The organism is Mycobacterium botniense (assembly GCF_010723305.1).
GTDB classification, from domain to species: domain Bacteria; phylum Actinomycetota; class Actinomycetes; order Mycobacteriales; family Mycobacteriaceae; genus Mycobacterium; species Mycobacterium botniense.
The window spans coordinates 1,838,013-1,860,847 of sequence record NZ_BLKW01000002.1; the positions used below are offsets into that span (position 1 = coordinate 1,838,013).

Sequence of the window (22,835 nt, forward strand, 5' to 3'; positions counted from 1 at the left end):
CTGTGTGTGCCTCGCTGACGGTGGTCTCGCTCCAGCCGGCACTGTCATGAGCTCAACGCCACCGAGGCCTCAGCTGTGTAGCACAAGAAGGTCAGCGTCTCCTGCAGGTATAGCTGTACCGTGTTAGCGTCATGAGCGAGGTAACCGATCGCCACGTCGGTCCCTAGTTGAAGATCGAAATCGCCTCCGCGAGTGGTCAATACGAAAGCACCATCGATAGCGGGCGCCCAGATGATATCGCCGTCGATCAGTCGGTGGATGTGCTCGCGAATCGGGTAGCCTTGCTCGGTGGTTTCGCTGACCTTGGTGTAGGCGTTCGCCGACAGCAGCACTGAATACGGGCCGTCCACACCGGCCAGTCGCAGGCCGGAAAGCGCCTGTGCGATCACATCAGGGAAGTCACGGGCGTCTTTGGGCAGTTTCAGCGGAGGGTTCGAACTGGCGCTTCGAATGCCCTCGATCGACGCGGCGGCGTAGCCTTCGAAGATGGTCCGATCTTCCACGAATGCCAGCTTCTTCGCAGCCACCTTAATGGGATCCCAGTTGGAGTCACGCGATCCACGTTCCACGTCATCGATCTCCGAACGTGAGAGCGTAAACGGAACGCGCAACTGCACAAGGGGTTTACTCGACCGCAGGTGGGCGACCACGCCGTCGGTTGGCGCGGCTACGTCAATCAGCCGGCCGGTGCTGACCGCTGCCGTCGTCGGCCCACTGGGACCGCTGACGTCAACGACGCGCCGTCCGGCGATATGGCGTTTGAATGTCCGTGACGCCTCCAATTCGATTTCAGCCCATGCAGCTTCAGTGATCGGCGCGAGCTCGCGGTAGAGATTGTTCATCGAGAGATTCCTTTCAGACTGCCGATCGTTAACGAGCCGTCGGCGAGGTCAACTGTCGCCGCCGGGTGCGACCCAGGCAGCGGCGGCGGATCATCGAGGAAGCCGACGGTGGGCGAGAAGAACAAGCCGCCAGTGACGGCGGTGGAGAACTCCAAAATGCGGTCGGTGTTGCCAGGTGGGTTGCCCAAGAACATGTGGCGCAGCATCTTTTCGGTGACTTCAGGTGTGCGCGAATAACCGATGAAATAGGTGCCGAACTCGCCCCTGCCGACCTCGCCGAATGGCATGTTGTGCCGCACGATCTTCAGTTCGGTGCCGTCGTCGTCGGTGATGACGTTGAGGGCGATATGCGCGTTTCCCGGTTTGTCGTCCAGCTCGATGTCTTCCAGCTTGGTCCGTCCGATCACTCGCTCTTGTTCGGTGACCGACAGCGATTCCCACGCCGCCATGTCGTGCACGTACTTTTGCACGTGCACATAGCTGCAGCCCGCGAATTCTGGGTCCTCGTCGCCGACCTGGGTGGCTGTGGCGGCCAGCGGTCCCTGCGGATTTTCGGTGCCATCGACAAAGCCGAGCAGATCCCGGTTGTCGAAAAACCGGAAGCCGTGCACTTCGTCGACGACGGTCACGGCGCCGCCCATGGCCTTGAGGATCCGGTTGGCCAGCTCGAAGCAGACATCCATGGTCTCGGCCCGGATGTGGAACAACAGATCACCGGGCGTGGCCGGCGCGGTGTGCCGCGGGCCTTGCAGCTCTACGAATGGGTGCAGCGCCGCAGGCCGCGGACCGGCAAAGAGGCGGTCCCAGGCGTCGGAGCCGATCGAGGTGACCACCGACAAGTTTTTCCCCGGATCGCGGAAACCGATCGCGCGCACCAGCCCGGAAAGCTGGGGCAGTGCGTCATGCACGGTCTTTTCGCTGCCGCGCTCGATGATGGCCACCAGGAAGATCGCGGCAGGCGTTAGCGGCGCCAAAACGGGTTGCGGCAAAACGGCGGACATAGTCACGACCCTAACGTCCCCCCTGACGCGTGGTGATAAACATAGGTGCATGACGGCCACGGCGGCAGGCCTCTGTGAGTTCATCGACGCGTCTCCGTCACCGTTTCATGTCTGCGCCACGGTTGCGCAGAGATTGCGGACCGCCGGGTACACCGAGTTGGCCGAAATCGACGCATGGCCGCAGGCTGGAAGATTTTTCACGGTGCGTGCGGGTTCGCTGGTGGCCTGGGACAGTGGCGGTGATTGCGCGGACGATCCCAGGCCGTTTCGCGTTATCGGCGCCCATACCGACAGCCCCAACCTGCGCCTCAAGCAAAATCCCGACCGGCAGATCGCGGGATGGCAGGTGGTGGCGCTGCAGCCCTACGGGGGTGCATGGCTCAACTCGTGGCTAGATCGCGATCTCGGTATCAGCGGCCTGGTGTCGGTGCGCGAGGACGGCCATATCACCCACCGGTTAGTCCGTATCGATGATCCGATCCTGCGGATCCCGCAGCTGGCCATTCACCTGGCCGAGGACCGCAGGTCGGTCGCCCTGGATCCGCAGCGGCACATCAATGCGGTGTGGGCGGCCGGCGGCTCCCCTCGCTCATTTGTCGACTATGTCGCCGAGCGGGCCGGTGTGGAAGCCGGCGACCTGCTGAGCGCGGATTTGATGGCTCACGAGGTGGCTCCGTCGAGGCTGTGCGGGGTGGACGACGATTTCGTCAGCGCCCCGCGGCTGGACAACCAGGTCAGTTGCTATGCGGGGTTAGAGGCCTTCCTGGCCGCCGAACCGCGGGGCTATCTGCCGGTGCTGGCGCTGTTCGACCACGAGGAGGTTGGGTCTACGTCCGATCACGGCGCCCAATCTGAGCTGCTGCTGACCGTGCTGGAACGTATTGTGCTGGCAGCCGGAGGAGGGCGGGAAGACCTACTGCGCCGACTCCCTGGCTCCATGGTGGCCTCGGCGGATATGGCGCACGCTACCCACCCCAATTACCCCGACCGCCATGAGCCCAATCATCCGATCGCCGTCAACGCGGGCCCGGTGCTAAAGGTGCACCCCAACCTGCGTTATGCCACCGATGGCCCGACGGCCGCGGCATTTGTGCAAGCCTGCCGGCAGGCCGGAGTGCCGCTGCAGCGCTACGAGCATCGCGCCGACCTGCCGTGCGGTTCGACGATCGGCCCGCTGACAGCAGCGCGCACCGGGATTCCCACTGTCGATGTGGGCGCCCCCCAACTGGCGATGCACTCCGCGCGCGAACTGATGGGTGCCCGTGACGTGGCGGCGTACACCCTGGCGCTGCAAGCATTCCTGTCGCCCGAGTAAGAAACCTTCCTGCGGCCACCCAGCCTGCAGCCACGGTCTGCAATCGAGCGTCCCCGCCCGCACCCTCGCCAGGCCGCCCATCGGCCAGCTGGGCACAACTATCTGCTCAAAAGTCTGCTCAAAAGCCCGAAAACATGGAATTTAGACTGTCGGGGTGACATCTGGGCTCACTCACGCGGTCGATACCGTTGAGCGCGCCGCCGCTACCCCTGACGAGCCCCAGCCGTTTCGTGAACTAGGGCTCAAAGCCGACGAATACCAGCGGATTCGAGAGATCCTGGGCCGCCGGCCCACTGACGCTGAGCTGGCAATGTACTCGGTGATGTGGAGCGAACACTGCTCGTACAAATCGTCGAAAATTTACCTGCGCTATTTCGCCGAGACCACCACTGACGAGATGCGCGCCGGCATGCTGGCCGGTATCGGCCAAAACGCCGGCGTGGTCGACATCGGGGACGGCTGGGCGGCCACGTTCAAAGTGGAGTCACACAACCATCCCTCCTATGTCGAGCCATACCAGGGGGCGGCCACCGGTGTCGGCGGGATCGTCCGCGACATCATGGCAATGGGCGCCCGACCGGTCGCCGTGATGGACCAGCTCCGCTTCGGGCCGGCCGACGCTCCCGATACCCGACGGGTTGTCGACGGCGTGGTGCGTGGTATAAGCGGCTACGGAAATTCACTGGGCTTGCCTAACATTGGCGGAGAAACCGTTTTCGATCCCTGCTATGCCGGCAATCCGCTGGTCAATGTGTTATGCGTCGGAGTGCTGCGCCGGGAGGACTTGCACCTGGCATTCGCTTCGGGCGCCGGCAACAAGGTCATCCTGTTTGGGGCACGGACGGGGCTAGACGGTATCGGCGGGGTGTCGGTGCTGGCGTCGGACACCTTCGGAGGTGACGAGTCGGGGCCCGGCCGCAAGAAGCTTCCGTCGGTTCAAGTCGGCGACCCGTTTATGGAGAAGGTTCTCATCGAGTGCTGCCTCGAGCTGTACGCGGCTGGCTTGGTGATCGGCATCCAAGATCTGGGTGGTGCGGGGTTAGCTTGCGCCACATCGGAGTTAGCGTCGGCCGGCGACGGTGGCATGACAGTGCGACTGGATGCTGTGCCGCTGCGGACCAACAACATGACGCCTGCCGAGGTGCTGTGCAGCGAGTCGCAGGAGCGGATGTGCGCGGTGGTTGCGCCGCAGAACGTGGACGCTTTCTTGGCGGTGTGCCGCAAATGGGAGGTGCCGGCCACTGTGATCGGCGAGGTCGCCGACGGTGACCGGTTGCGCATCACCTGGCACGGTGAAACGGTTGTCGATGTCCCGCCGCGGACGGTGGCACATGAAGGTCCCGTATACCACCGCCCGATCGCCCGACCCGCTTCGCAAGACGAGCTGAACGCTAATACTTCGAGAACGCTGCACCGGCCGGCCACGGGTGAGGAGCTACGCTCAACTTTACTTGCGTTGCTTGGTAGTTCGCATCTGTGCAGCCGTAGGTTTATCGTCGAACAGTACGACCGCTATGTGCGCGGCAATACCGTGCTCGCCGAGCACGCCGACGCCGGCATGCTGCGCGTCGACGAGTGCAGCGGCCGGGGTATCGCCGTGTCCACCGATGGTTCCGGACGGTATACGCTGCTGGATCCCTACACCGGTGCTCAGCTGGCGCTTGCCGAGGCATACCGCAACGTCGCCACCACCGGTGCCACGCCGGTCGCAGTGACCAACTGCCTCAACTTCGGTTCGCCCGAAGATCCCGAGGTGATGTGGCAGTTCGCTCAGGCGGTGCGTGGCCTTGCGGACGGCTGCGCGGTGCTGGGCATTCCGGTGACCGGTGGCAACGTGAGCTTCTACAACCAAACCGGCTCGACGCCAATTCTGCCTACCCCGGTGGTCGGGGTGCTCGGCGTCATCGACGACGTCAACCGGCGCATCCCCCCGGCGCTGGGTAGCAAGCCGGGTGAGGTGCTGATGCTGTTGGGTGACACCCGCGATGAGTTGGACGGCTCAGTGTGGGCCCAGGTCACCGCGGATCATCTCGGCGGGCTGCCGCCGGCGGTCGATCTGGCCCGTGAAAGAGTCCTGGCCGAGGTGCTGTCTGCGGCGTCGCGTGACGGGCTGGTCTCAGGCGCACATGATCTGTCTGAAGGCGGCCTTGCCCAGGCTATCGTCGAAGCAGCACTAGCCGGTGAAACCGGTTGCCGGATCGTGTTTCCCGAGGGCTACGACCCCTTTGTGATGTTGTTTTCCGAGTCAGCGGGCCGGATACTGGTGGCGCTGCCGCGCGACGGTGAGAACAAATTCCGGTCGTTGTGCGACACGCGTGGGCTGCCGGCAACCCGCATCGGGGTCGTCGATAAGGACTCGGACACACTGGAGGTTCAGGGTCTTTTCTCGGTCACTCTCGCCGAGCTGCGCAGCACGTCTTACCGGGTGCTGCCCGGGCTTTTCGGATGAGCAGCCGGGCATGAGCACGGGTGTGCACGACGTTGCCGGCGCGTCGGTTGCGGGAACGTCGCCGCGCGGCAGGCATCCGCTGCTGGTATGGGCGTGGCATCTGCTGCGGCTGAGATTCGTCGGCGTGGCGTGCGGCGCAGTGTTTTTTTTGCTTGTCGCTCACGCCGTCGCTGCTGCCCCGCGACTGGCTGTTCCAGGGCCTGATTGGCGGTATCAACGCCGCTTTCGGCTACGCCCTGGGCGTGGTGATCGACAAGATAGTGCAGCGTGTCGTGCTCCACGCGGCCAGCTGGTGGCCGCCTCCTGCGCCGGTGCTGTGGGCAATGAAGGCCACGGTGGTGGGCCTTTCGGCGGCGGTATGTGTGCTGATGCTCATCCCGGCCGCTTCCTGGCAACGGCAGGTCTCGGCCCTGATGGGTATTCCGGGTCCGGCGACACTCGGTTATATGCGCACACTGCTCGTCGCGGTGGGAGTTGCTGGCCTGCTGGTCGGCACCGCCCGGGTGCTGATCGACGCTGTCATGCTGCTTGCCCGGACGTTGATCCGGCACTGGCATGTCCACGACGAAGTAGCCTTGTTCATCGGCGCCGCGATCGTGGTGGGGCTACTGGTGACGCTGATCAACGGCGTTCTCGTCCGCGGCTTCTTCGCCGTGGCGAGCGCGATTGCCGAGCCGCGGAACGCCAGTACACGCGGGGGCCTTCATCAACCGCTGTTGCCCGAAAAGTCCGGCAGCCCAGCATCATTGGCCGGGTGGGAGACACTAGGTTTTCAGGGCCGCAACTTTGTCGCCACCGGACCGCACGCCGCTGAGCTGACCAGAATCAACGGCCGGCCCGCTAAAGAGCCCATCCGGGTATACGCCGGTTTGCAGAGCGCCGCCAACGACCACAGCCGGGTCCGGCTGCTGGTCGGAGAGCTCGAGCGAACTCGGGCGTTCGACCGAAAGCTGCTCGTCGTTATCCCGACCACTGGCACAGGCTGGATCGATCCGGTAGCGGCACGGTCGTTGGAGATGATGTATAACGGCGACACCGCGATCGCCGGTCTGCAGTATTCGTACCTGCCTAGCTGGGTCTCCTTTCTGGCTGACCGGCAGAAGTCGATGGACGCCGGCCGGCTGATGATCGACGCAATTCACGACCGTTGGCAGCAGCTGCCAGCCGATCACCGGCCGAAATTGGTGCTCTACGGCGAAAGCCTGGGTTCGATGGCCGGGCAGGCCGCGTTCCGGTTCCTTCCCGATATCAGCAAGATGGGTTTCGACGCGGTGCTGTGGGTGGGACCTCCGCAGGCCAGCCCGTTATGGCATGCGCTGGTTATGCATCGTGACCCGGGCACGCCGGAAGTGCAGCCCCGTTATGACAGTGGGAGCACAGTGCGGTTCTCCGAGGCGATCGACCCCGGGGATATCGCGCGGATCACAGCGCGACCGTGGCAGGGGACGCGGGTGCTCTTCCTGCAGCACCCCTCCGACCCGGTCGTGTGGTGGTCGCCCGAGCTGTTGTTCCACCGGCCGGCCTGGCTTGCGGAACCGCCGGGCCGGGACCGCAGCGCGTCCATGCGCTGGTATCCGGTGGTGACGTTCTGGCAGGTCAGTGCTGACCTGACGAACGCCGAGGGCGTGCCTGCCGGGCATGGTCACGACTACGCCAACACCATCGTGGACGGCTGGGCTGCGCTGGTGCCGCCGGACGGCTGGACTGTCGTCGACACGGAACGGATCCGTATTGCGCTTAAGCAGTCAGCAGGATCCGACGGGTACGAGAAGTGATGCACGAGAACACATGTCGGAGGATCGCGGCGCTGTCGCTGGCATCGGTGCTGATCGGCTGGAGCTTTGTGAGCCCATACCTGCCGATGCGGTGGCGGGTACCGATGCAGGCCGGGCTGGGCGGGCTTCTGGTGCTGGTCACCCGCACGTCGCTGGGCCTGACACCGCCGAAGCTGTGGGCAGGGTTGCGGCTGGGTTCAGCGGCCGCGGTACTGGCAGGGGTTGCGGTTGGGGTGATGACATCGGTGCGCCGGGTGCGGCTGGCGATGTCCGCGCGCGAACCGTTCACGTCAGCACCGGTCTGGCTGGGGTGGCAGATACCCTGGGGCACGGTGTGGGCCGAAGAAGCGGCGTTTCGCGGTGCGCTGAGCAGCGTCGGGATGGCGGCCTTCGGCCCGACCGGGGGACGGATACTGCAGGCCGGGGCTTTCGGGCTCTCTCACGTCATCGACGCCCGTGCGCACGGGGAGCCGGTGGCGGCTACGGTGCTGGCTACCGGCATTGCGGGCTGGGTGCTCGGTTGGTTTGCCGAGCGGTCCGGGAGCATAGCGGCGCCGATGCTGGCGCATCTGGTGCTCAACGAGACTGCGGCGGCCGCCGTGCTGACTATCCGGCATCGATAGGCGCCTTGGGCGCCGCCAACTGCGCAACCTCATGTACGGTAGGCGGCGGTGCAGGCTCATGACGTTGCCACCCTGAAACGTGTCGACCCGTCAGCAGGCTGATCCAGCCAAGACCCGCGACGCTGTCGTGGCGGTCGCGCAGTGGTTGCGCGATGCCACCCGTCCTGCGCCTGACCGTGCCGACCTGGCGGCTGCCGTTCGGCTCACCGCGCGCACGCTGGCCTCGCTGGCACCCGGGGCCAGCGTCGAGGTCCGGATTCCGCCGTTCGTGGCCGTCCAATGCGTGTCCGGGCCAAAGCACACCCGGGGTACACCACCCAACGTTGTCGAGACGGATCCGCGGACCTGGCTGTTGTTGGCGACCGGGCTGCAGACGATCACCGAAGCGAAGGCCAGCGGTGCGCTGACACTATCGGGTGCCCGGGCCGGCGAGATCGAATCGTGGCTGCCGATAGTGAGTTTGTCGTGCTGAGTTATGCTTTGCGGCGCAACACGCCTGCTGGATGCGGCGACTGCAGCGCCCTCGCCGTAAACTCGGGTACATCACCGACAGCGCAGGGAGCCGCCCCACAGTGACCGGCCAGCACCCCTCACCCGGGGAGAACCCGCCCCGCGAAGAGTGCGGAGTATTCGGTGTCTGGGCCCCTGGCGAAGATGTCGCCAAGCTCACCTACTACGGTTTGTACGCGTTGCAGCACCGGGGTCAGGAAGCAGCCGGCATCGCGGTCGCCGACGGATCTCAGGTGCTGGTGTTCAAGGATCTCGGTCTGGTCAGCCAGGTATTCGACGAACAGACGCTGGCCGCTATGCCGGGTCACGTCGCTATCGGGCATTGCCGCTACTCCACGACCGGCGACACCACCTGGGAGAATGCTCAGCCCGTCTTCCGGACCACAGCCGCCGGTACCGGGATCGCCCTAGGCCACAATGGCAACCTCGTGAACAGCACTGCACTGGTGGCCCGGGCCCGCGAGGCCGGGCTGATCAGTCCCAAGCTGCCGGGTGCGGCGACCACCGACTCGGACATCCTTGGTGCGCTTTTAGCCCACGGAGCTGCTGATTCCAGCGTGGAGCAGGCGGCGCTGGAGTTTTTGCCCACCGTGCAGGGCGCTTTTTGCCTGATATTCATGGACGAAAACACGCTGTATGCGTGCCGCGACCCTTACGGGGTACGGCCGTTGTCGTTGGGGCGGTTGGACCGTGGCTGGGTGGTGGCCTCGGAAACAGCTGCGCTCGACATTGTCGGTGCCTCGTTCGTCCGTGATATCGAACCGGGTGAACTGCTGGCGATCGACGCCGACGGAGTGCGCTCCAGCCGCTTCGCCAACCCAACACCCAAAGGGTGTGTTTTCGAGTATGTCTACTTGGCGCGACCCGACAGCACGCTATCGGGCCGGTCGGTACATGCCGCTCGGGTGGAGATCGGCCGCCGGCTGGCCCGCGAATGCCCGATCGAGGCCGATCTGGTGATCGGGGTGCCCGAATCGGGCACCCCGGCGGCGGTCGGCTACGCCCAGGAGTCTGGTATTCCTTTTGGCCAGGGCCTGACGAAAAACGCCTATGTCGGGCGTACGTTCATTCAGCCGTCGCAGACCATCCGCCAGCTTGGCATCCGGCTCAAGCTCAACCCGCTGCGCGAGGTGATCCGCGGCAAGCGCCTGGTCGTCGTCGACGACTCGATCGTGCGCGGCAACACTCAGCGAGCCCTGGTGCGGATGCTGCGCGAAGCCGGAGCGGTAGAAGTGCATGTGCGCATCGCCTCACCACCGGTGAAGTGGCCTTGTTTCTACGGTATCGACTTCCCCTCACCAGCCGAGTTGATCGCCAACGCGGTCGAAGCCGAAGACGAGATGCTCGAAGCGGTGCGGCATGGTATCGGCGCTGACACGTTGGGTTACATTTCGCTGCGGGGTCTGATCGCCGCCGCCGAGCAGCCAGCGTCACGGCTGTGCACCGCCTGTTTCGACGGTAAGTATCCGATCGATTTGCCCAGCGAGGCCGCCTTGGGCAAGAACGTCATTGAGCAGGTGCTCGCCACCGCTGTGCGTGCTGCTGCCTCTGACCTCGCGTCCGGCGAAGCGGCTCGTCGCGCTGGCGAAAGCGCCCGTGGCCCCGAAGACGCCACTGCGCTGGAGCGTCGGTAACCGGTTGAACGAGATTGCCGGGCCCGAGCAATACCGGCCGGAAGCGGCGCCCGGTAGCCTGTATCGCGATGACGGATCGCGGAATCACCCCCGGCAATCGAGGCATCACCTATGCATCGGCTGGGGTGGACATCGAAGCCGGCGATCGCGCAGTCGAATTGTTCAAGCCCCTTGCAGCTAAGGCCACCAGGCCTGAGGTGCGCAGCAAGCTGGGTGGATTCGCGGGGCTGTTCGCTCTTCGCGGCGACTACCGCGAACCTCTGCTGGCCGCTGCCAGCGACGGGGTGGGCACCAAGCTGGCAGTCGCTCAGGCGATGGACAAGCACGACACCGTCGGGTTGGACCTCGTGGCGATGGTGGTCGACGATCTGGTGGTCTGCGGCGCCGAGCCGCTGTTCCTGTTGGATTACATCGCGGTAGGGCGCATCGTCCCGGAACGGCTCAATGCGATCGTTGCCGGGATTGCTGACGGCTGTCTGCGCGCCGGCTGTGCGCTGCTCGGCGGTGAGACCGCGGAACACCCAGGTTTGATCGAACCCGATCACTACGACATCTCGGGCACAGCTGTGGGGGTGATCGAAGCCGACGACGTGCTCGGACCCGAGCGCGTCAAACCCGGCGACGTCATCATCGCGATGGGCTCATCCGGTCTGCATTCCAACGGCTATTCGCTGGCGCGCAAGGTCCTGCTGGAGATCGACCGGATGAACCTGGCCGGATATGTCGAGGAGTTCGGCCGCACCCTGGGCGAGGAATTACTCGAGCCCACCCGCATCTACGCCAAGGATTGTTTGGCGTTGGCCGCTGAAACGCATGTCCGCACTTTCTGCCACATCACCGGCGGTGGGCTGGCCGGCAACCTGGAACGTGTCATCCCGCACGGACTTGTCGCCGAGGTGGACCGCGGCACCTGGACACCCGCGCCGGTGTTCGCCATGATTGCGCAGCGCGGCCGTATCAGCCGGCCGGAAATGGAGAAGACGTTCAACATGGGCGTGGGCATGGTCGCTGTTGTCGCGCCGGAAGACACCGACCGTGCACTGGCGATCTTGACCGCACGCCACCTGGACTGCTGGGTGCTGGGAACCGTTAACAAAGGCGGGAAAGACGAACCCCGGGCCAAACTAGTGGGCCAACACCCGAGGTTCTAATGGGTTGGCCAGACCTCCCGGGGCGGCGACGCCGTCCGCGCAACACGGTGAGCACGCACCTCTAGCGGTGCCGGTCGTCCGCCTCGTCCCACGGGTCTGCAGAGAACCGGTCGTCGCCGTCTAACTGGTCGGATTCATCCGAACCCGATCCTGACAGCTCACGCTGGAGCCGCTGAAAATCGGTCTGCGGGGAGCTGTACTTCAGTTCTCGAGCAACCTTGGTCTGTTTTGCCTTCGCCCGGCCGCGGCCCATGGGGGAACCCCCTCGCGCAATAACGGAGCGGCCCAACAATGAGGCGGCTCCGATCTGTCGGTGTCTTTGTTGTCCTGCCTCAGTTTACCGTGCCCGTCGGCTGGCTGTGGGTGTGGTCTGTCGACCAATGTCACGGTCCACGGGACGCGCCGCGTAACCGCTCGACAGCCAGCCGACCGGCCCCTGCGACCTTGGCGGCCGGCACCGAGTCGGCGTCGATCATCGCGGCGACCTCAATTTCCCCGCCGGTGACCAAAGCGGTGTCGACCGGCAGCCCGCGCTTGAGCAAGGCCAGTGCAATCGGCCCCAAGTCGGCGTGTTCAACCACAGTTCCGAGGCGTCCGACCGGGCGACGGTCGGAGCGCAGCACATCGCCCGTCGACGGCCGCTGCGCGGCACCGTCGAGGTGCAACAACACCAGCATGCGGGGTGGTTGACCAAGGTTGTGTACCCGTGCGACGGTTTCCTGGCCGCGGTAACAACCCTTGTTCAGGTGCACAGCGCCAACACCCGGCCCCCCGATCCAGCCCACCTCGTGCGGTATCGTGCGTTCGTCCGTGTCCAGGCCAAGCCGGGGACGCACTGCTGCGACCCGGTGAGCTTCATAAGCCCACACCCCGGCCGGCCGCAGCCCCGCCCGCGTCAAACGGCCTTGCCAATCCCCCGCGTCTCGGCGTGGCACGACGAGATCGAGTTCGATCTGGTCCGCGCGGGCACTGGGCATTCGGCGCACAAATCCGCCACTGCGAAGGGGCACCGCGTGCATGTGCTCGGGCAGCGTTTCCACGCCTAACACGTCGAGCACGGTCCGGTCGGCCAACCGCGGGCCGAGCAAAGACAGCACCGCCATGTCGGCTGCGCTGGGGACCACGTCGGCCCAGAACACCATTGTGCGCAGGTAGGCCAGCAGCGGTTCGCCCCGCCATGGTTCGGTGTCGAGATATGTGGTGGCATCCAATTCCGTCTGGACCCAGTGATCCTCGATCCGGCCCTGGCTGTCCAGGCTGAGATTGTGTGTGCTGCTGCCCTCGGCCAGTTCGCTGACATGCTGTGTGGAAATGCTGTGCAACCAGGTTTTTCGGTCGGCACCCGTCAGCGTGAGCACAGCGCGATGCGAGCGGTCCACCAGTGCGGCGTCGGTTTCGGCTGCGCGTTGCTCACCGAGGGGGTCGCCGTAATGCCACACTGCGCCCGCATCGGGTCCGGGATCGGGGGCGGGAACAGCGGTCATATCCCAACTCTACGGAACCGGGCACCGAGGTAGCCGATCATCGGCTTACGTCTCACCGCACCGATGCCGGCGGGCCGGGGGCAGCGTCAGGCTCCTGGCGGGGCCCGGGCCCCGTTCGGCAATTAGGCTTCTCCTTCGTGGCAGGCACAGCGGGCCAGGCGGGTGTGGTCGTCACGCTTGACGGTGAGATCCTTTCCACCGGGACTCCGCTGGTGCATGCCGATGACCTCGCGGTAGTGCGTGGAGACGGTGTCTTCGAAACGCTGCTGGTCCGCGAGGGCGGGGCCTGCCTGGTCGAGGCGCATCTCCAGCGGCTGACCCACTCGTCGAAGTTGATTGACCTGCCCGAGCCAGACCTCGTCAAGTGGCGCTGCGCCATAGACCGGGCTGCACACCACTGGGCAGCGGTTACCGCCGCTGAGGGTGCGATGCGGCTGATCTATAGCCGCGGGCGGGAAAGTGGCTCGGCGCCAACGGCTTACGTTATGGTCAATCCTCTGCCGGAACGGGTGGCCGCCGCCCGCCGCGACGGGGTGGCCGCGATCACCCTGGACCGCGGAGTATCCGCCACGGGCACCGGCGCGATGCCGTGGTTGCTGGCCGGTGCCAAGACACTGTCTTATGCGGTCAATATGGCGGCCTTGAGGCACGCGGCCCGGCAGGGTGCCGGTGATGTCATCTTCGTCAGCTCCGACGGCTACATCCTGGAGGGCCCGCGCTCCACGGTGGTGATCGCGGCCGACGTCGGCGGCGCCGTCGGCCTGCTGACGCCGCCGCCGTGGTATCCGATTTTGCGTGGCACGACCCAACAAGCACTTTTCCAAGTGGCCCGCGCCAAAGGCTACGACTGTGACTACCGGTCTTTGCGTGTCGCTGACCTGTTTGCCGCCCAAGGGGTTTGGCTGATATCCGCGATGACCTTGGCCGCCCGCGTACACACCCTCGACGGCCGCCCGTTGCGACGCTCTCCGATGGCCGCGGAGTTCGCCGAACTGGTCGACGCCGCCATCGTCAGCGATCGCTGAGTTTTTGTTGTTCCTGTGCCGGCAGCCGGGTACGGTCAGCCGTACACAGGGAAGGAGGTGGTCCGCGAATTGTTAGCTTTCAGGACATGTGAGGTGGTTGCGCGCTAGCAGCGCCGCGCGAGGAATCAGCGGGACGCGCTGGCGAATTCCCCGCAGCCACCCGGCCCCCGAGCCCCTGACCTGTCCAGTCAGGAATTACGGCTCGGGGGCTGTTCTGTGCGGGGGCACGGCAGAACCGCTATCCGGCGAAGCGCGACAGCCGCGCAGACAGGCGCGGCACCAGGCCGCCGTCGGCGTCTACTCGCTCCTCGACGTAGGCCAAATCCCCGCCCTCCACGATGCCGTACAACCGTCTCGCGCCGCCGACCAGCGCACCAGATTTGCTGCGCGCCAGCGCGTCGGTGACCAACTCCCAGGACGACTGCGTGCGTGGCCGTCCGTAGAACAACTCCACGTAGCCCGCTGAATGTGCCAGCAGCAGCTCGATGGCTTGTGACTCGGTCGGGTCAGTGGGGTCTTCGACGAAGCGCCAGAAGCCGGTCTCCCGCAGGTCTGGCCCCTGGTAGTCACCCGAGTCGCTGAGCCGCCACGACCGGGCCTCCCAATTGAGGTATTCGCCGCCGTCATGGGAGACGACGATCTGCTGGCCGAACCGGTAGTCGCCGTCGCTGCTGCGACCTTCGCCCTGGCCGCGCCACACCCCCACCAACGGCAGCAAGGCCAGCAGCGCATGGTGCAGACTAGCGCCTTCACGCAGGTTGGCGGTATCGGCCGGGATCGGGAGGTCATCGAAACCGGGGATGTTGCGCGCCGCGGTCACCTTGGCGCGCTCAGCTGCTGCCGCCACGGCACGGTTGCCGGAGCCGATGGGGCCGCCACGACCGCGATGCTCGTCGGGCATCACGAGTCGTCGGTGATGAGGCGGTATAGCACATACAGCCCGAACCACGCGATGGCCACCACCGCCGCCACCAGCATGACCTCAAAAAACAGCACCACGGAGACGAGTCTAATTCGTCTGCGGTAGCCGGTGTTCGAGTGTCGCAGACGGCGACGGGCCGCCCCGGGATAAGCCCCCTGGCGAGCGATGCGCGACGGCGTTGTGGTTTGCGGCCCTCACAGGGAAGGCGCGTCAGGCGATCTTAACGTCGACCTCGTGGATTCCCGCGCCGGACGGCCTTACCACGGCGTCGCCGTTGCCGGCGGGCGAGAGTGCCCGCACCGTCCAGGTCCCCGGCGCGGCGAAGAACCGGAAATCCCCGGTCGCCGATGCCACGACCTCGGCGGTGAACTCCTCAGAGGCGTCCAGCAGGCGCACAAACGCCCCGCCCACGGGTTGGCCGGAGCTGTCCACGACGCGGCCAGTGATCACCGTTTCCTTTTCCAGATCGACACTGGCCGGCAGGGTTTGTCCTTGTTTTGGTCCAGAGCACATATCAGCTTCCCAACTCGATCGGGACTCCCACCAGGGAGCCGTATTCGGTCCAACTGCCGTCGTAGTTTTTGACGTTTCGGTGTCCAAGCAGTTCGTGCAGGACGAACCAGGTGTGCGACGAGCGCTCACCAATCCGGCAATAGGCGATGGTCTCCTTCGAGCCGTCCAAACCGGCGTCGGCGTATAGCTTGGCCAGTTCTTCATCAGACTTGAAGGTGCCATCCTCGTTCGCGGTCTTGCTCCACGGCACGTTGATCGCGCCGGGAATGTGACCGGGTCGTTGGCTCTGCTCCTGCGGCAGGTGCGCGGGAGCCAGGATTTTGCCGGAAAACTCGTCGGGCGAGCGGACGTCGACCAGGTTCTTATTGCCGATCGCAGCGATCACCTCATCGCGAAACGCCCGGATGCTGTTGTCGGGTGGGGATGCGGTATAGGACGTTGTGGGCCGAGTGACCGGATCGGCCGACAGCGGGCGGCCGTCCAGCTCCCACTTTTTGCGGCCGCCGTCGAGCAGCTTGACTTTTTCGTGGCCGTAGAGCTTGAAATACCAGTACGCGTAGGCAGCGAACCAGTTGTTGTTGCCGCCGTACAGGATCACGGTGTCGTCATTGGAGATGCCCCGGTCACTGAGCAGTTTGGAGAACTGCTGGGCGTCGACGAAGTCACGGCGGATCGGATCTTGCAAATCGGTACGCCAGTCCAGCTTCACTGCACCAGGGATGTGGCCCCTGTCGTACGCGCTGGTGTCCTCGTCCACCTCGACAAAGACCACGCCAGGAGTGTCGAGATTGCTCTCGGCCCAGTCCGCAGAGACCAGGACGTCGGAGCGTGCCATGGTGGATATCCTTTCGATTGCTTACGAAAATGCTTATGACAAAACAGGGTTCAGGCGGATCGGGGCGCCAAGAGCCCCGCCCGGTGTAGTGACCGCGGCCCCAGCACTGCCGTTGGCTAGGGCGCCGCGCGCTCGAGGTGACGAGCTGAGCCGATAACCCACACGAGCCCCTTTCGGGAATGCACCCGCCAACCTTGCTGCGGTGGTGCTGACCACGGACCGCCCAGCACTGGCGGCATATCGCAGCCCCCATGCCTCTATCGGTACGTTGATGGTGGTCGACACAGCACTACTCCTGTTGCTACAACAATGGGAAGAGACACGCCACAACGGGTGCTCCGAGCTCGCGGCAGTGCGCGGCTACTCAGCGGTTACAGCAACAGCCCGCGGTACGGCACAAATCTATTGCGCGACGCTTGGTGAGCGTGGGCTCCAGGCGGGCTGACACGGTCGATAGTTTACCCAATGACACCTTCGTCAAGCCAATGGTGCGGCCGGGATGAGCCTGAACCGGCGCCGGAGGCGCTCCGCCGCGACGGGCTTCCCCGGGCGTCGATGACCAACGATCGGCCGTATCAGCACCCAAAACTGTTGCGCTGTAGCTGATTTAGTAGCAATACCAGCACCGGCGCACGGCCAGCGCACTTCAGCGGCTCGTCGTTGGTCGCGGCGACATTGGCCAAACAGCGCAGCCAGGCTATTCATGACTGTTTGAACTCATTGAGGGTGATTGTTACCCCGTCGGTGATGCCCTCGATGATGACATCCGAGCCGCGCGCTCCCTGGCTGGTCGGCGCCACCGCGAACGGAAGCTTCTGGTCGGGCAGCCGGCCGCTGAACGCGCTGAGCACCGCGTCCCGCTTAGCCGCCGGGACGCGGTGATTGGCGGTGTCCGGTCCGGTGAGGATGCCGGTGGGGGTGAGCACCAGAGTGGTCCGGTCATCGCCGGTCATTGACAGGTCCACGGACACGCTTACGCGTTTGTTGAAGTTGGCAGATTTCGGCGTGCCGGTAAACACCAAACCGTGACTGCTTGAGATCCCCGATTCGGTAGTGCCACCGGTCGCGTCGTTAGTTTCGGCAGGCGGCGCCTCAACCATCAGGTCGGGTATTCCGAGATAACGACCCAGATGCACCGAGTCGATGATGATGCGGCTCTCCAGTTTGCCCACGGCAAGCTTCGCGCCCGGCCTGAAAAGCCAGGACGCATTGCTCAGATCGATCGAATGCATGGTGGCCTCCAGCGTGGCCTTGCCCACCATCGCATGGTCGACGGCATTCGCCTTGATCTCTAGCTCGTCGTAGTGGTCCCGCATCGCCTGTGGAATGAACGGAAAGCCCAGGATTGCCACGAACGGATCGGATCCAAGGCCAGCGGCATCGCGCACTGCGCAGGACAGCCGGTATTCGGCGTAGATGCAGGTTCCGAAGTCGACGGCGACGGCAACCATGACGGCGACGGCCACGGCCAGCACCGTTCCGCCCATACCAATCAGCAGCTTGCGCACCAGGATCATTGTGGCGTATCGGGCTTGTGGCGCGAGTGCGCCCGGGAACCGATTTTCCGATTGCTGCGCGCTCCGCCCCATCAGCGCGGTGCAGGCGTCGGGCCGCCTTTGGCCGGCAGCCGCGTCTGATCCCGCATCGTCGGCGCGCTAAAGACCAGGTAGCACGCTATCGTTAAATGACCTGGTCGGTAACGGCACATTGCCCGCCGTTAACGCCCAAGCTGGAAGACGCCTTCCCCACACGGCTGGAGGGGCTTGGTGGAGCTCTTAATGCTGACTGCGGAGCGGCACGCCGATGCGGTGCTGCCGTCGTTGTCGCTGCTCGTGCACAATGTCCGGACCGCCCCTCCAGAGGTATCCTCACTGCTGGAAGCGGGAACCGCCGAAGTGCTGATCGTGGATGCCCGCAATGACCTGCCAGCCGCGCGGGGGCTGTGCCGCTTGTTGGGCACCACCGGGCGCTCGATTCCCGTGGTGGCAGTGGTAAGCGAGGGCGGACTCGTCGCCGTCAGCGCTGACTGGGGACTTGACGACATCGTGTTACCGAACACCGGCCCAGCCGAAATCGATGCACGGCTGCGCCTGGCAGTGGCCCGGCGCGGGGGCGTGACCACCCAGGAGAGCGCGGGCAAGGTGACTCTCGGGGACTTGGTGATCGACGAGGGAACGTACACCGCTCGGCTGCGCGGCCGCCCGCTGGATCTCACCTACAAAGAGTTCGAGCTACTCAAATACTTGGCGCAACACGCTGGCCGGGTTTTCACAAGAGCTCAGCTGCTCCACGAGGTCTGGGGGTATGACTTCTTCGGCGGGACCCGAACCGTCGATGTACACGTGCGGCGGTTGCGCGCCAAGCTCGGCCCCGAGCACGAATCATTGATCGGGACAGTCCGCAACGTGGGGTACAAGGCGGTCCGGCCGGCCCGGGGCCGGTCGCCGAGCGTGGAGGCCGACAACGCCGACAACAGCGAGCCCACCCAAATCCACGACCCGCTGGCCGACCCGGCACACAGTCAGTGACGGTGTGCAACTGGCGCTCGGCGCTGACAGCCGAGGAGCAGCGGATGGTGCGTGAACTCGTCACGGTGGCAAGCAGATTTGACGGCGTTGCACCAGTCGGTGAGCAGGTGCTGCGCGAACTCTCCCATGAGCGCAGCGAGCATCTGCTGGTCACTGGTCCGCGAGCCGGGGGCTCAGACGAGATGGCCGTCGGTTATCTCAACCTTCGCCCACGCGATGCGGCCGCCGCGATGGCCGAGATGGTGGTTCACCCGCAGGCACGTCGGCATGGTGTCGGCGCCGCGATGGCCCGCGCTGCGCTAGCCAGGACCGGCGGGCACAACCATTTCTGGGCACATGGCACGCTTGAGCCCGCCCGGGCTACCGCGTCCGCTCTGGGACTGGTCCCGGTGCGCGAACTACTGCACATGCGGCGCTCCCTGCGCAAGGTCTCGCCGCCGGCGCCCCCCGACGGTGTGCGGATTCGTACCTATGCGGGCCCCGCTGATGATGCGGAGCTGCTGCGGGTTAATAACGCCGCGTTCGCCGGGCACCCCGAACAGGGCCATTGGACGCCAGTGGATCTCGCCGAACGCCGCGCCGACCCCTGGTTCGACCCAAACGGGGTGTTCTTGGCGTTCGATGATGCGACGGATAGGCTGCTGGGCTTCCACTGGACCAAAGTGCATCCCGACCAACCAGGCTTGGGCGAGGTCTACGTTGTCGGCGTTGATCCGGTTGCGCAGGGCCGTGGGCTGGGACAGCTGTTGACGGCGGTCGGTATCGCATTCCTGGCACGACGGCTGGCCGATGCGCCCGAACCCACCGTGATGCTCTATGTTGAATCCGACAACGCCGCCGCGGTGCGGACCTATCAGCGGCTGGGCTTTACCCGGCACAGCGTGGACACCGCCTACGCCGCCGGTATGTCTGGTACTCGCGGTACCCGCTGAGCTGTTTAGCCGGTCTTCACCCGTTATGCGGGGTCTGGTCAGCGCCGAAGCGTATGTTCCCGATGACCCGGGCAAGGTCTGGGCCGGGCAGCACAATTAGCGGTCGTAGACACGGAGAAAGTGAGCTGAGGTGAAGTTTGACACGGTTCGCCTGACTGCTGTGACGGCGGTGTCGGTGACAGCGCTGAGCGCCCTGGCGGCGACCGCGTGCGGCAGCGATAAGAATGTCGGCGAAGCGACATCGGGAAGCTCGGGAACGCTGGCTGCACATGTCGGCTGCGGTGGCAAGAATGATTTGACAGCCGAGGGCTCAACCGCCCAGCAGAATGCGATCGCATTATTCAACCAGGTGTGGGGCCAACGGTGCCCGGGGAAGAACGTGTCCTACAACCCGACCGGCTCAGGCGCCGGCCGCGAGCAGTTCATCGCCGGTCACGTGGACTTTGCGGGCTCGGACTCACCGCTGGTTTCTCAACAGATCCAGCCCGCTGTCAACCGATGCAACGGCAACCCGGCGTGGGACCTACCGCTGGTCTTTGGGCCAATCGCCCTGGCTTACAACCTGCCCGGAGTCAATCGCCTTGTGGTCAATGCTGATGCGCTGGCCAAGATTTTCACTGGCGAGATCACCAGGTGGAAAGACCCGGCGCTCACTGCGCTCAACCCGGGCACAGTCCTTCCTGACACCAAAATCACGCCCATCTACCGCTCCGACTCGTCGGGCACGACCGACAACTTCCAGAAGTACCTGGCCGCGGCGGCGCCTCAGAGCTGGATCAAGGGGGTGGGCACCGAGTTCCAAGGCGGTGCCGGGGAGGGCGCGCAAAAGTCGGCAGGTGTGGTTCAGGCCGTGCAGGCGACACCCGGCGCGATCGGCTACGTGGAGAAGGGCTTTGCTGAGCAGGCGGGTCTGCCGTTTGCGCAGATCGATGACGGCAGCGGCCCGGCGCCGCTGACCGACGAGACGGCCCGGAAGGCCATTGACGCCGCCAAGTTCGCCGGTCAGGGCAACGACCTGGTGCTTGACCTAGATTCGTTGTATGCGACCAAAGAGGCCGGCGCCTACCCGCTGGTGCTGGCGACTTACGAGATCGTGTGCTCCAAGGGCTACGACTCGAGCACCGCGGCGGCGGTCAAATCGTTTTTGACGGTAGCCGCCAACGACGGTCAAGCCGGTCTTTCACAGGCCGGGTATGTGCCGCTACCGGACAGCTTCAAGCGGCGCCTGCTGGCTGCGGTGAACGCACTACAGTAGGCCACCGACGCAGGAGGGTAGTTCGGGTCCGTCGGCGATCGACCGGATGCCCCGATAACGATGGCCGCCAGACCGGAACGACGATGGGATCGCAGGTAACACGATGACCGCACCGGATCCAGCCGACGCCGGTTCGGCTGACGCCATCGCCGGGCCTTCTCTCGGGCTGCCCTTGTCCCCCCTTAAGCCGTGGGGAAAAGCCAAACCGCGCCCGGGCGATCGGGTGTTTCGGGCACTAGCGAAAGGTTCCGGTGGCCTGATCGTCGTGCTGATCGCGGCGATCGGTGGCTTTCTGGCCTGGCGGGCAATACCGGCTCTTGCGCGCGACAAGGAGAACTTTTTCACCTACGGAGGCAATTGGGTCACCACCGACACGTCGGCGATGCATTTCGGAATTCGCGACCTGCTTCAGGTGACGGTGTTCGTGTCAGTGTTCGCGCTGATCCTGGCGATGCCGATAGCGCTCGGTATCGCGATCTTTTTGACCCAGTACGCCCCGCGCGTGCTCGCCGGGCCGCTGTCATATACGGTCGATCTCCTGGCGGCGGTGCCTTCCATCATCTACGGCGTCTGGGGCTTGTACGTCCTGGCGCCGGAGCTGAGGCCGATCGCGACGTGGCTCAACGCCAACCTGGGCTGGTGCTTTTTATTCGCGACCGGCAACGCGTCGGTGGCGGGAGGAGGGACGATATTCACCGCCGGGATCGTGCTGGCTGTCATGATCTTGCCGATCATCTCGGCGGTCACCCGCGAGGTGTTCGCGCAGACCCCCCGCAGTCACATCGAAGCTGCGCTTGCGCTTGGCGCCACCCGATGGGAGGTGGTCAAGACCACTGTGCTGCCGTTCGGATTATCCGGTTACATCAGCGGAGCGATGCTGGGTCTCGGCCGCGCGCTGGGTGAAACGATTGCGCTGCTCATCATCCTGCGCGGCACCCAGCAAGCGTTCGGCTGGTCGCTGTTTGACGGAGGCTACACCTTTGCCTCCAAGATCGCTGCTACCGCGTCCGAATTCAACGACCAGTTCAAAGCAGGTGCCTACATCGCCGCGGGGCTTGTGCTCTTCTTACTCACGTTCGTGGTCAATGCGCTGGCCCGGGCCGCCGTCGCAGGTAAAGGAACGCGATGACGGCGATGCTGGACCGGCCCCTTAAGGCGCGCACGTTCGCCGGAGTCAGTCTGCGCCGTCGGGTCGCCGACAGCGTCGCGAGTGTGCTGGTGACACTCTCGATCGGGATCGCTCTGGTGCCGCTGGTGTGGGTGCTGTATTCGGTGATCGCCAAAGGGTTCCGGATGATCACATCCAGCGTGTGGTGGACACATTCGCAAGCGGGGATGACGGCGTTCATGGCCGGCGGCGGCGCCTACCACGCGATCATCGGCACCGTGTTGCAGGGGCTTGTGTGCGCGGTTATCTCCATCCCGATCGGAATCTTCGTCGCCATCTATTTAGTGGAGTACGGTGGTGGCACCCCGATGGGCAGGCTGACCACGTTCATGGTCGATGTCCTCACCGGCGTCCCCTCGATCGTGGCCGCGCTGTTTATCTACGCACTATGGGTGGCCACGCTGGGTTTTCCCCGATCTGGGTTCGCAGTATCACTGGCGCTGGTGTTGCTGATGATTCCCGTAATCGTGCGGGCGACCGAAGAGATGCTGCGGATCATCCCCATGGACCTGCGCGAGGCCGGTTATGCGCTGGGCTTACCAAAGTGGAAAACGATTACCAGGATCGTGATTCCCAGCGGACTGTCCGGCATCGTCACCGGGGTGTTGCTGGCATTGGCCAGGGTGATGGGCGAGACGGCTCCGCTGCTGATCCTGGTCGGCTATTCGCAGGCGATGAATTTCAACTTATTCAGCGGATTCATGGGATCGCTGCCTGGCATGATGTATGACCAGACCTCAGCCGGCGCCGGCGCCAACCCGGTTCCCACCGAACGGCTATGGGGTGCTGCGCTGACCCTGGTGTTGCTGGTCGCGGTCATCAACGTGACGGCTAAGGTGTTCGCGAAAACCTTTGCCCCGAAGAAGGGCTAGG

21 protein-coding genes and 1 pseudogene are annotated in these 22,835 nt (G+C 64.9%); 13 read left to right on the top strand and 9 right to left on the bottom strand.

The features are described from left to right. Window positions 1-44: 44 nt before the first annotated feature. Both G6N08_RS08560 and G6N08_RS08565 read right to left on the bottom strand, forming a co-directional pair. Window positions 45-842: a family 1 encapsulin nanocompartment shell protein gene (locus G6N08_RS08560; RefSeq protein ID WP_163756097.1), complete on the bottom strand. Its 798-nt coding sequence runs from the start codon at window positions 840-842 to the stop codon at window positions 45-47. Further along, on the bottom strand, window positions 839-1,843 hold the full coding sequence (locus G6N08_RS08565) for a Dyp-type peroxidase (RefSeq protein WP_371868972.1): 1,005 nt from the start codon (window positions 1,841-1,843) through the stop codon (window positions 839-841). The genes G6N08_RS08560 and G6N08_RS08565 overlap by 4 nt, the downstream gene beginning before the upstream one ends. A gap of 49 nt (window positions 1,844-1,892) precedes the next feature. Between G6N08_RS08565 and G6N08_RS08570 the strand changes: the two genes are divergently transcribed. The 7 genes and pseudogenes from G6N08_RS08570 (at window position 1,893) to purM (ending at window position 11,300) form a co-directional block, all read left to right on the top strand. Next, entirely contained in the window at window positions 1,893-3,158 is a 1,266-nt protein-coding gene (locus tag G6N08_RS08570; RefSeq protein ID WP_163756101.1) for a M18 family aminopeptidase, read from the top strand. Between the two features lie 154 nt (window positions 3,159-3,312). Beyond that, entirely contained in the window at window positions 3,313-5,607 is a 2,295-nt protein-coding gene (purL, locus tag G6N08_RS08575) for a phosphoribosylformylglycinamidine synthase subunit PurL (RefSeq protein ID WP_163756103.1), read from the top strand. 10 nt (window positions 5,608-5,617) lie between these two features. After that, a pseudogene (locus G6N08_RS08580) lies at window positions 5,618-7,382 on the top strand (alpha/beta hydrolase). Then, the gene (locus G6N08_RS08585) at window positions 7,382-8,005 is read left to right on the top strand and encodes an Rv0804 family intramembrane glutamic endopeptidase (RefSeq protein WP_163756105.1); all 624 of its coding nucleotides are present in this window, start codon (window positions 7,382-7,384) and stop codon (window positions 8,003-8,005) included. Before G6N08_RS08580 ends, G6N08_RS08585 begins: the two are co-directional and overlap by 1 nt. A gap of 79 nt (window positions 8,006-8,084) precedes the next feature. Continuing rightward, on the top strand, window positions 8,085-8,477 hold the full coding sequence (locus tag G6N08_RS08590; protein ID WP_163756107.1) for a sterol carrier family protein: 393 nt from the start codon (window positions 8,085-8,087) through the stop codon (window positions 8,475-8,477). 100 nt (window positions 8,478-8,577) lie between these two features. Continuing rightward, on the top strand, window positions 8,578-10,149 hold the full coding sequence (purF, locus tag G6N08_RS08595; RefSeq protein WP_246216644.1) for an amidophosphoribosyltransferase: 1,572 nt from the start codon (window positions 8,578-8,580) through the stop codon (window positions 10,147-10,149). A 68-nt stretch (window positions 10,150-10,217) separates the two neighbouring features. Continuing rightward, window positions 10,218-11,300, top strand: a complete 1,083-nt coding sequence (gene purM, locus G6N08_RS08600) for a phosphoribosylformylglycinamidine cyclo-ligase (protein WP_163756109.1) — start codon at window positions 10,218-10,220, stop codon at window positions 11,298-11,300. A gap of 61 nt (window positions 11,301-11,361) precedes the next feature. On the opposite strand, the gene G6N08_RS08605 is transcribed toward purM, so the two are convergent. Next, the gene (locus G6N08_RS08605; protein ID WP_163756111.1) at window positions 11,362-11,553 is read right to left on the bottom strand and encodes a DUF3073 domain-containing protein; all 192 of its coding nucleotides are present in this window, start codon (window positions 11,551-11,553) and stop codon (window positions 11,362-11,364) included. Window positions 11,554-11,683: 130 nt separating this feature from the next. After that, on the bottom strand, window positions 11,684-12,784 hold the full coding sequence (gene ygfZ, locus G6N08_RS08610) for a CAF17-like 4Fe-4S cluster assembly/insertion protein YgfZ (protein ID WP_163756113.1): 1,101 nt from the start codon (window positions 12,782-12,784) through the stop codon (window positions 11,684-11,686). A 164-nt stretch (window positions 12,785-12,948) separates the two neighbouring features. Here ygfZ and G6N08_RS08615 point away from each other — a divergent pair, with 164 nt between their 5' ends. After that, window positions 12,949-13,809 carry an aminodeoxychorismate lyase gene (locus G6N08_RS08615; RefSeq protein WP_163756863.1) on the top strand — a complete coding sequence of 287 codons (861 nt, stop codon included), beginning with the start codon at window positions 12,949-12,951 and terminating at the stop codon, window positions 13,807-13,809. 238 nt (window positions 13,810-14,047) lie between these two features. On the opposite strand, the gene G6N08_RS08620 is transcribed toward G6N08_RS08615, so the two are convergent. The 5 genes from G6N08_RS08620 to lmeA form a co-directional block, all read right to left on the bottom strand. Further along, entirely contained in the window at window positions 14,048-14,710 is a 663-nt protein-coding gene (locus G6N08_RS08620) for a heme-binding beta-barrel domain-containing protein (RefSeq protein ID WP_163756115.1), read from the bottom strand. Between the two features lie 231 nt (window positions 14,711-14,941). Beyond that, the gene (locus G6N08_RS08625) at window positions 14,942-15,244 is read right to left on the bottom strand and encodes a DUF1416 domain-containing protein (RefSeq protein WP_163756117.1); all 303 of its coding nucleotides are present in this window, start codon (window positions 15,242-15,244) and stop codon (window positions 14,942-14,944) included. Between the two features lies 1 nt (window position 15,245). Further along, the gene (locus G6N08_RS08630) at window positions 15,246-16,079 is read right to left on the bottom strand and encodes a sulfurtransferase (RefSeq protein ID WP_163756119.1); all 834 of its coding nucleotides are present in this window, start codon (window positions 16,077-16,079) and stop codon (window positions 15,246-15,248) included. Between the two features lie 364 nt (window positions 16,080-16,443). Then, window positions 16,444-16,551, bottom strand: coding sequence for an Ms5788A family Cys-rich leader peptide (locus tag G6N08_RS21310; protein ID WP_371869008.1), 108 nt, complete (start codon window positions 16,549-16,551; stop codon window positions 16,444-16,446). 229 nt (window positions 16,552-16,780) lie between these two features. Next, a complete protein-coding gene (gene lmeA, locus G6N08_RS08635; protein ID WP_163756864.1) occupies window positions 16,781-17,593 on the bottom strand; it encodes a mannan chain length control protein LmeA in 813 nt (270 codons plus the stop codon). A 249-nt stretch (window positions 17,594-17,842) separates the two neighbouring features. Between lmeA and G6N08_RS08640 the strand changes: the two genes are divergently transcribed. From G6N08_RS08640 to pstA, 5 genes are all read left to right on the top strand, one after another. Next, window positions 17,843-18,607 (top strand): winged helix-turn-helix transcriptional regulator, encoded by a 765-nt coding sequence (locus G6N08_RS08640; RefSeq protein WP_163756121.1) that lies wholly within the window; start codon window positions 17,843-17,845, stop codon window positions 18,605-18,607. Further along, window positions 18,604-19,539: a mycothiol synthase gene (mshD, locus tag G6N08_RS08645; protein WP_163756123.1), complete on the top strand. Its 936-nt coding sequence runs from the start codon at window positions 18,604-18,606 to the stop codon at window positions 19,537-19,539. The genes G6N08_RS08640 and mshD overlap by 4 nt, the downstream gene beginning before the upstream one ends. 130 nt (window positions 19,540-19,669) lie before the next feature. After that, complete coding sequence (gene pstS / locus G6N08_RS08650) at window positions 19,670-20,794, top strand: phosphate ABC transporter substrate-binding protein PstS (RefSeq protein WP_163756125.1); 1,125 nt, start codon at window positions 19,670-19,672, stop codon at window positions 20,792-20,794. Between the two features lie 103 nt (window positions 20,795-20,897). Beyond that, on the top strand, window positions 20,898-21,923 hold the full coding sequence (gene pstC / locus G6N08_RS08655; protein WP_163756127.1) for a phosphate ABC transporter permease subunit PstC: 1,026 nt from the start codon (window positions 20,898-20,900) through the stop codon (window positions 21,921-21,923). Continuing rightward, window positions 21,920-22,834 (top strand): phosphate ABC transporter permease PstA, encoded by a 915-nt coding sequence (gene pstA, locus G6N08_RS08660; protein WP_163756129.1) that lies wholly within the window; start codon window positions 21,920-21,922, stop codon window positions 22,832-22,834. The genes pstC and pstA overlap by 4 nt, the downstream gene beginning before the upstream one ends. The last annotated feature ends 1 nt before the right edge of the window (window position 22,835 follow it).

Excerpts from the sequence above, each read along its gene's own strand:
- G6N08_RS08560 (WP_163756097.1), bottom strand. The coding sequence starts at position 842 with ATGAACAATCTCTACCGCGAGCTCGCGCCGATCACTGAAGCTGCATGG.
- G6N08_RS08565 (WP_371868972.1), bottom strand. The coding sequence starts at position 1,843 with ATGTCCGCCGTTTTGCCGCAACCCGTTTTGGCGCCGCTAACGCCTGCC.
- G6N08_RS08570 (WP_163756101.1), top strand. The coding sequence starts at position 1,893 with ATGACGGCCACGGCGGCAGGCCTCTGTGAGTTCATCGACGCGTCTCCG.
- G6N08_RS08585 (WP_163756105.1), top strand. The coding sequence starts at position 7,382 with ATGCACGAGAACACATGTCGGAGGATCGCGGCGCTGTCGCTGGCATCG.
- purM (WP_163756109.1), top strand. The coding sequence starts at position 10,218 with ATGACGGATCGCGGAATCACCCCCGGCAATCGAGGCATCACCTATGCA.
- G6N08_RS08605 (WP_163756111.1), bottom strand. The coding sequence starts at position 11,553 with ATGGGCCGCGGCCGGGCGAAGGCAAAACAGACCAAGGTTGCTCGAGAA.
- ygfZ (WP_163756113.1), bottom strand. The coding sequence starts at position 12,784 with ATGACCGCTGTTCCCGCCCCCGATCCCGGACCCGATGCGGGCGCAGTG.
- G6N08_RS08620 (WP_163756115.1), bottom strand. The coding sequence starts at position 14,710 with ATGCCCGACGAGCATCGCGGTCGTGGCGGCCCCATCGGCTCCGGCAAC.
- G6N08_RS08625 (WP_163756117.1), bottom strand. The coding sequence starts at position 15,244 with ATGTGCTCTGGACCAAAACAAGGACAAACCCTGCCGGCCAGTGTCGAT.
- G6N08_RS08630 (WP_163756119.1), bottom strand. The coding sequence starts at position 16,079 with ATGGCACGCTCCGACGTCCTGGTCTCTGCGGACTGGGCCGAGAGCAAT.
- pstC (WP_163756127.1), top strand. The coding sequence starts at position 20,898 with ATGACCGCACCGGATCCAGCCGACGCCGGTTCGGCTGACGCCATCGCC.
- pstA (WP_163756129.1), top strand. The coding sequence starts at position 21,920 with ATGACGGCGATGCTGGACCGGCCCCTTAAGGCGCGCACGTTCGCCGGA.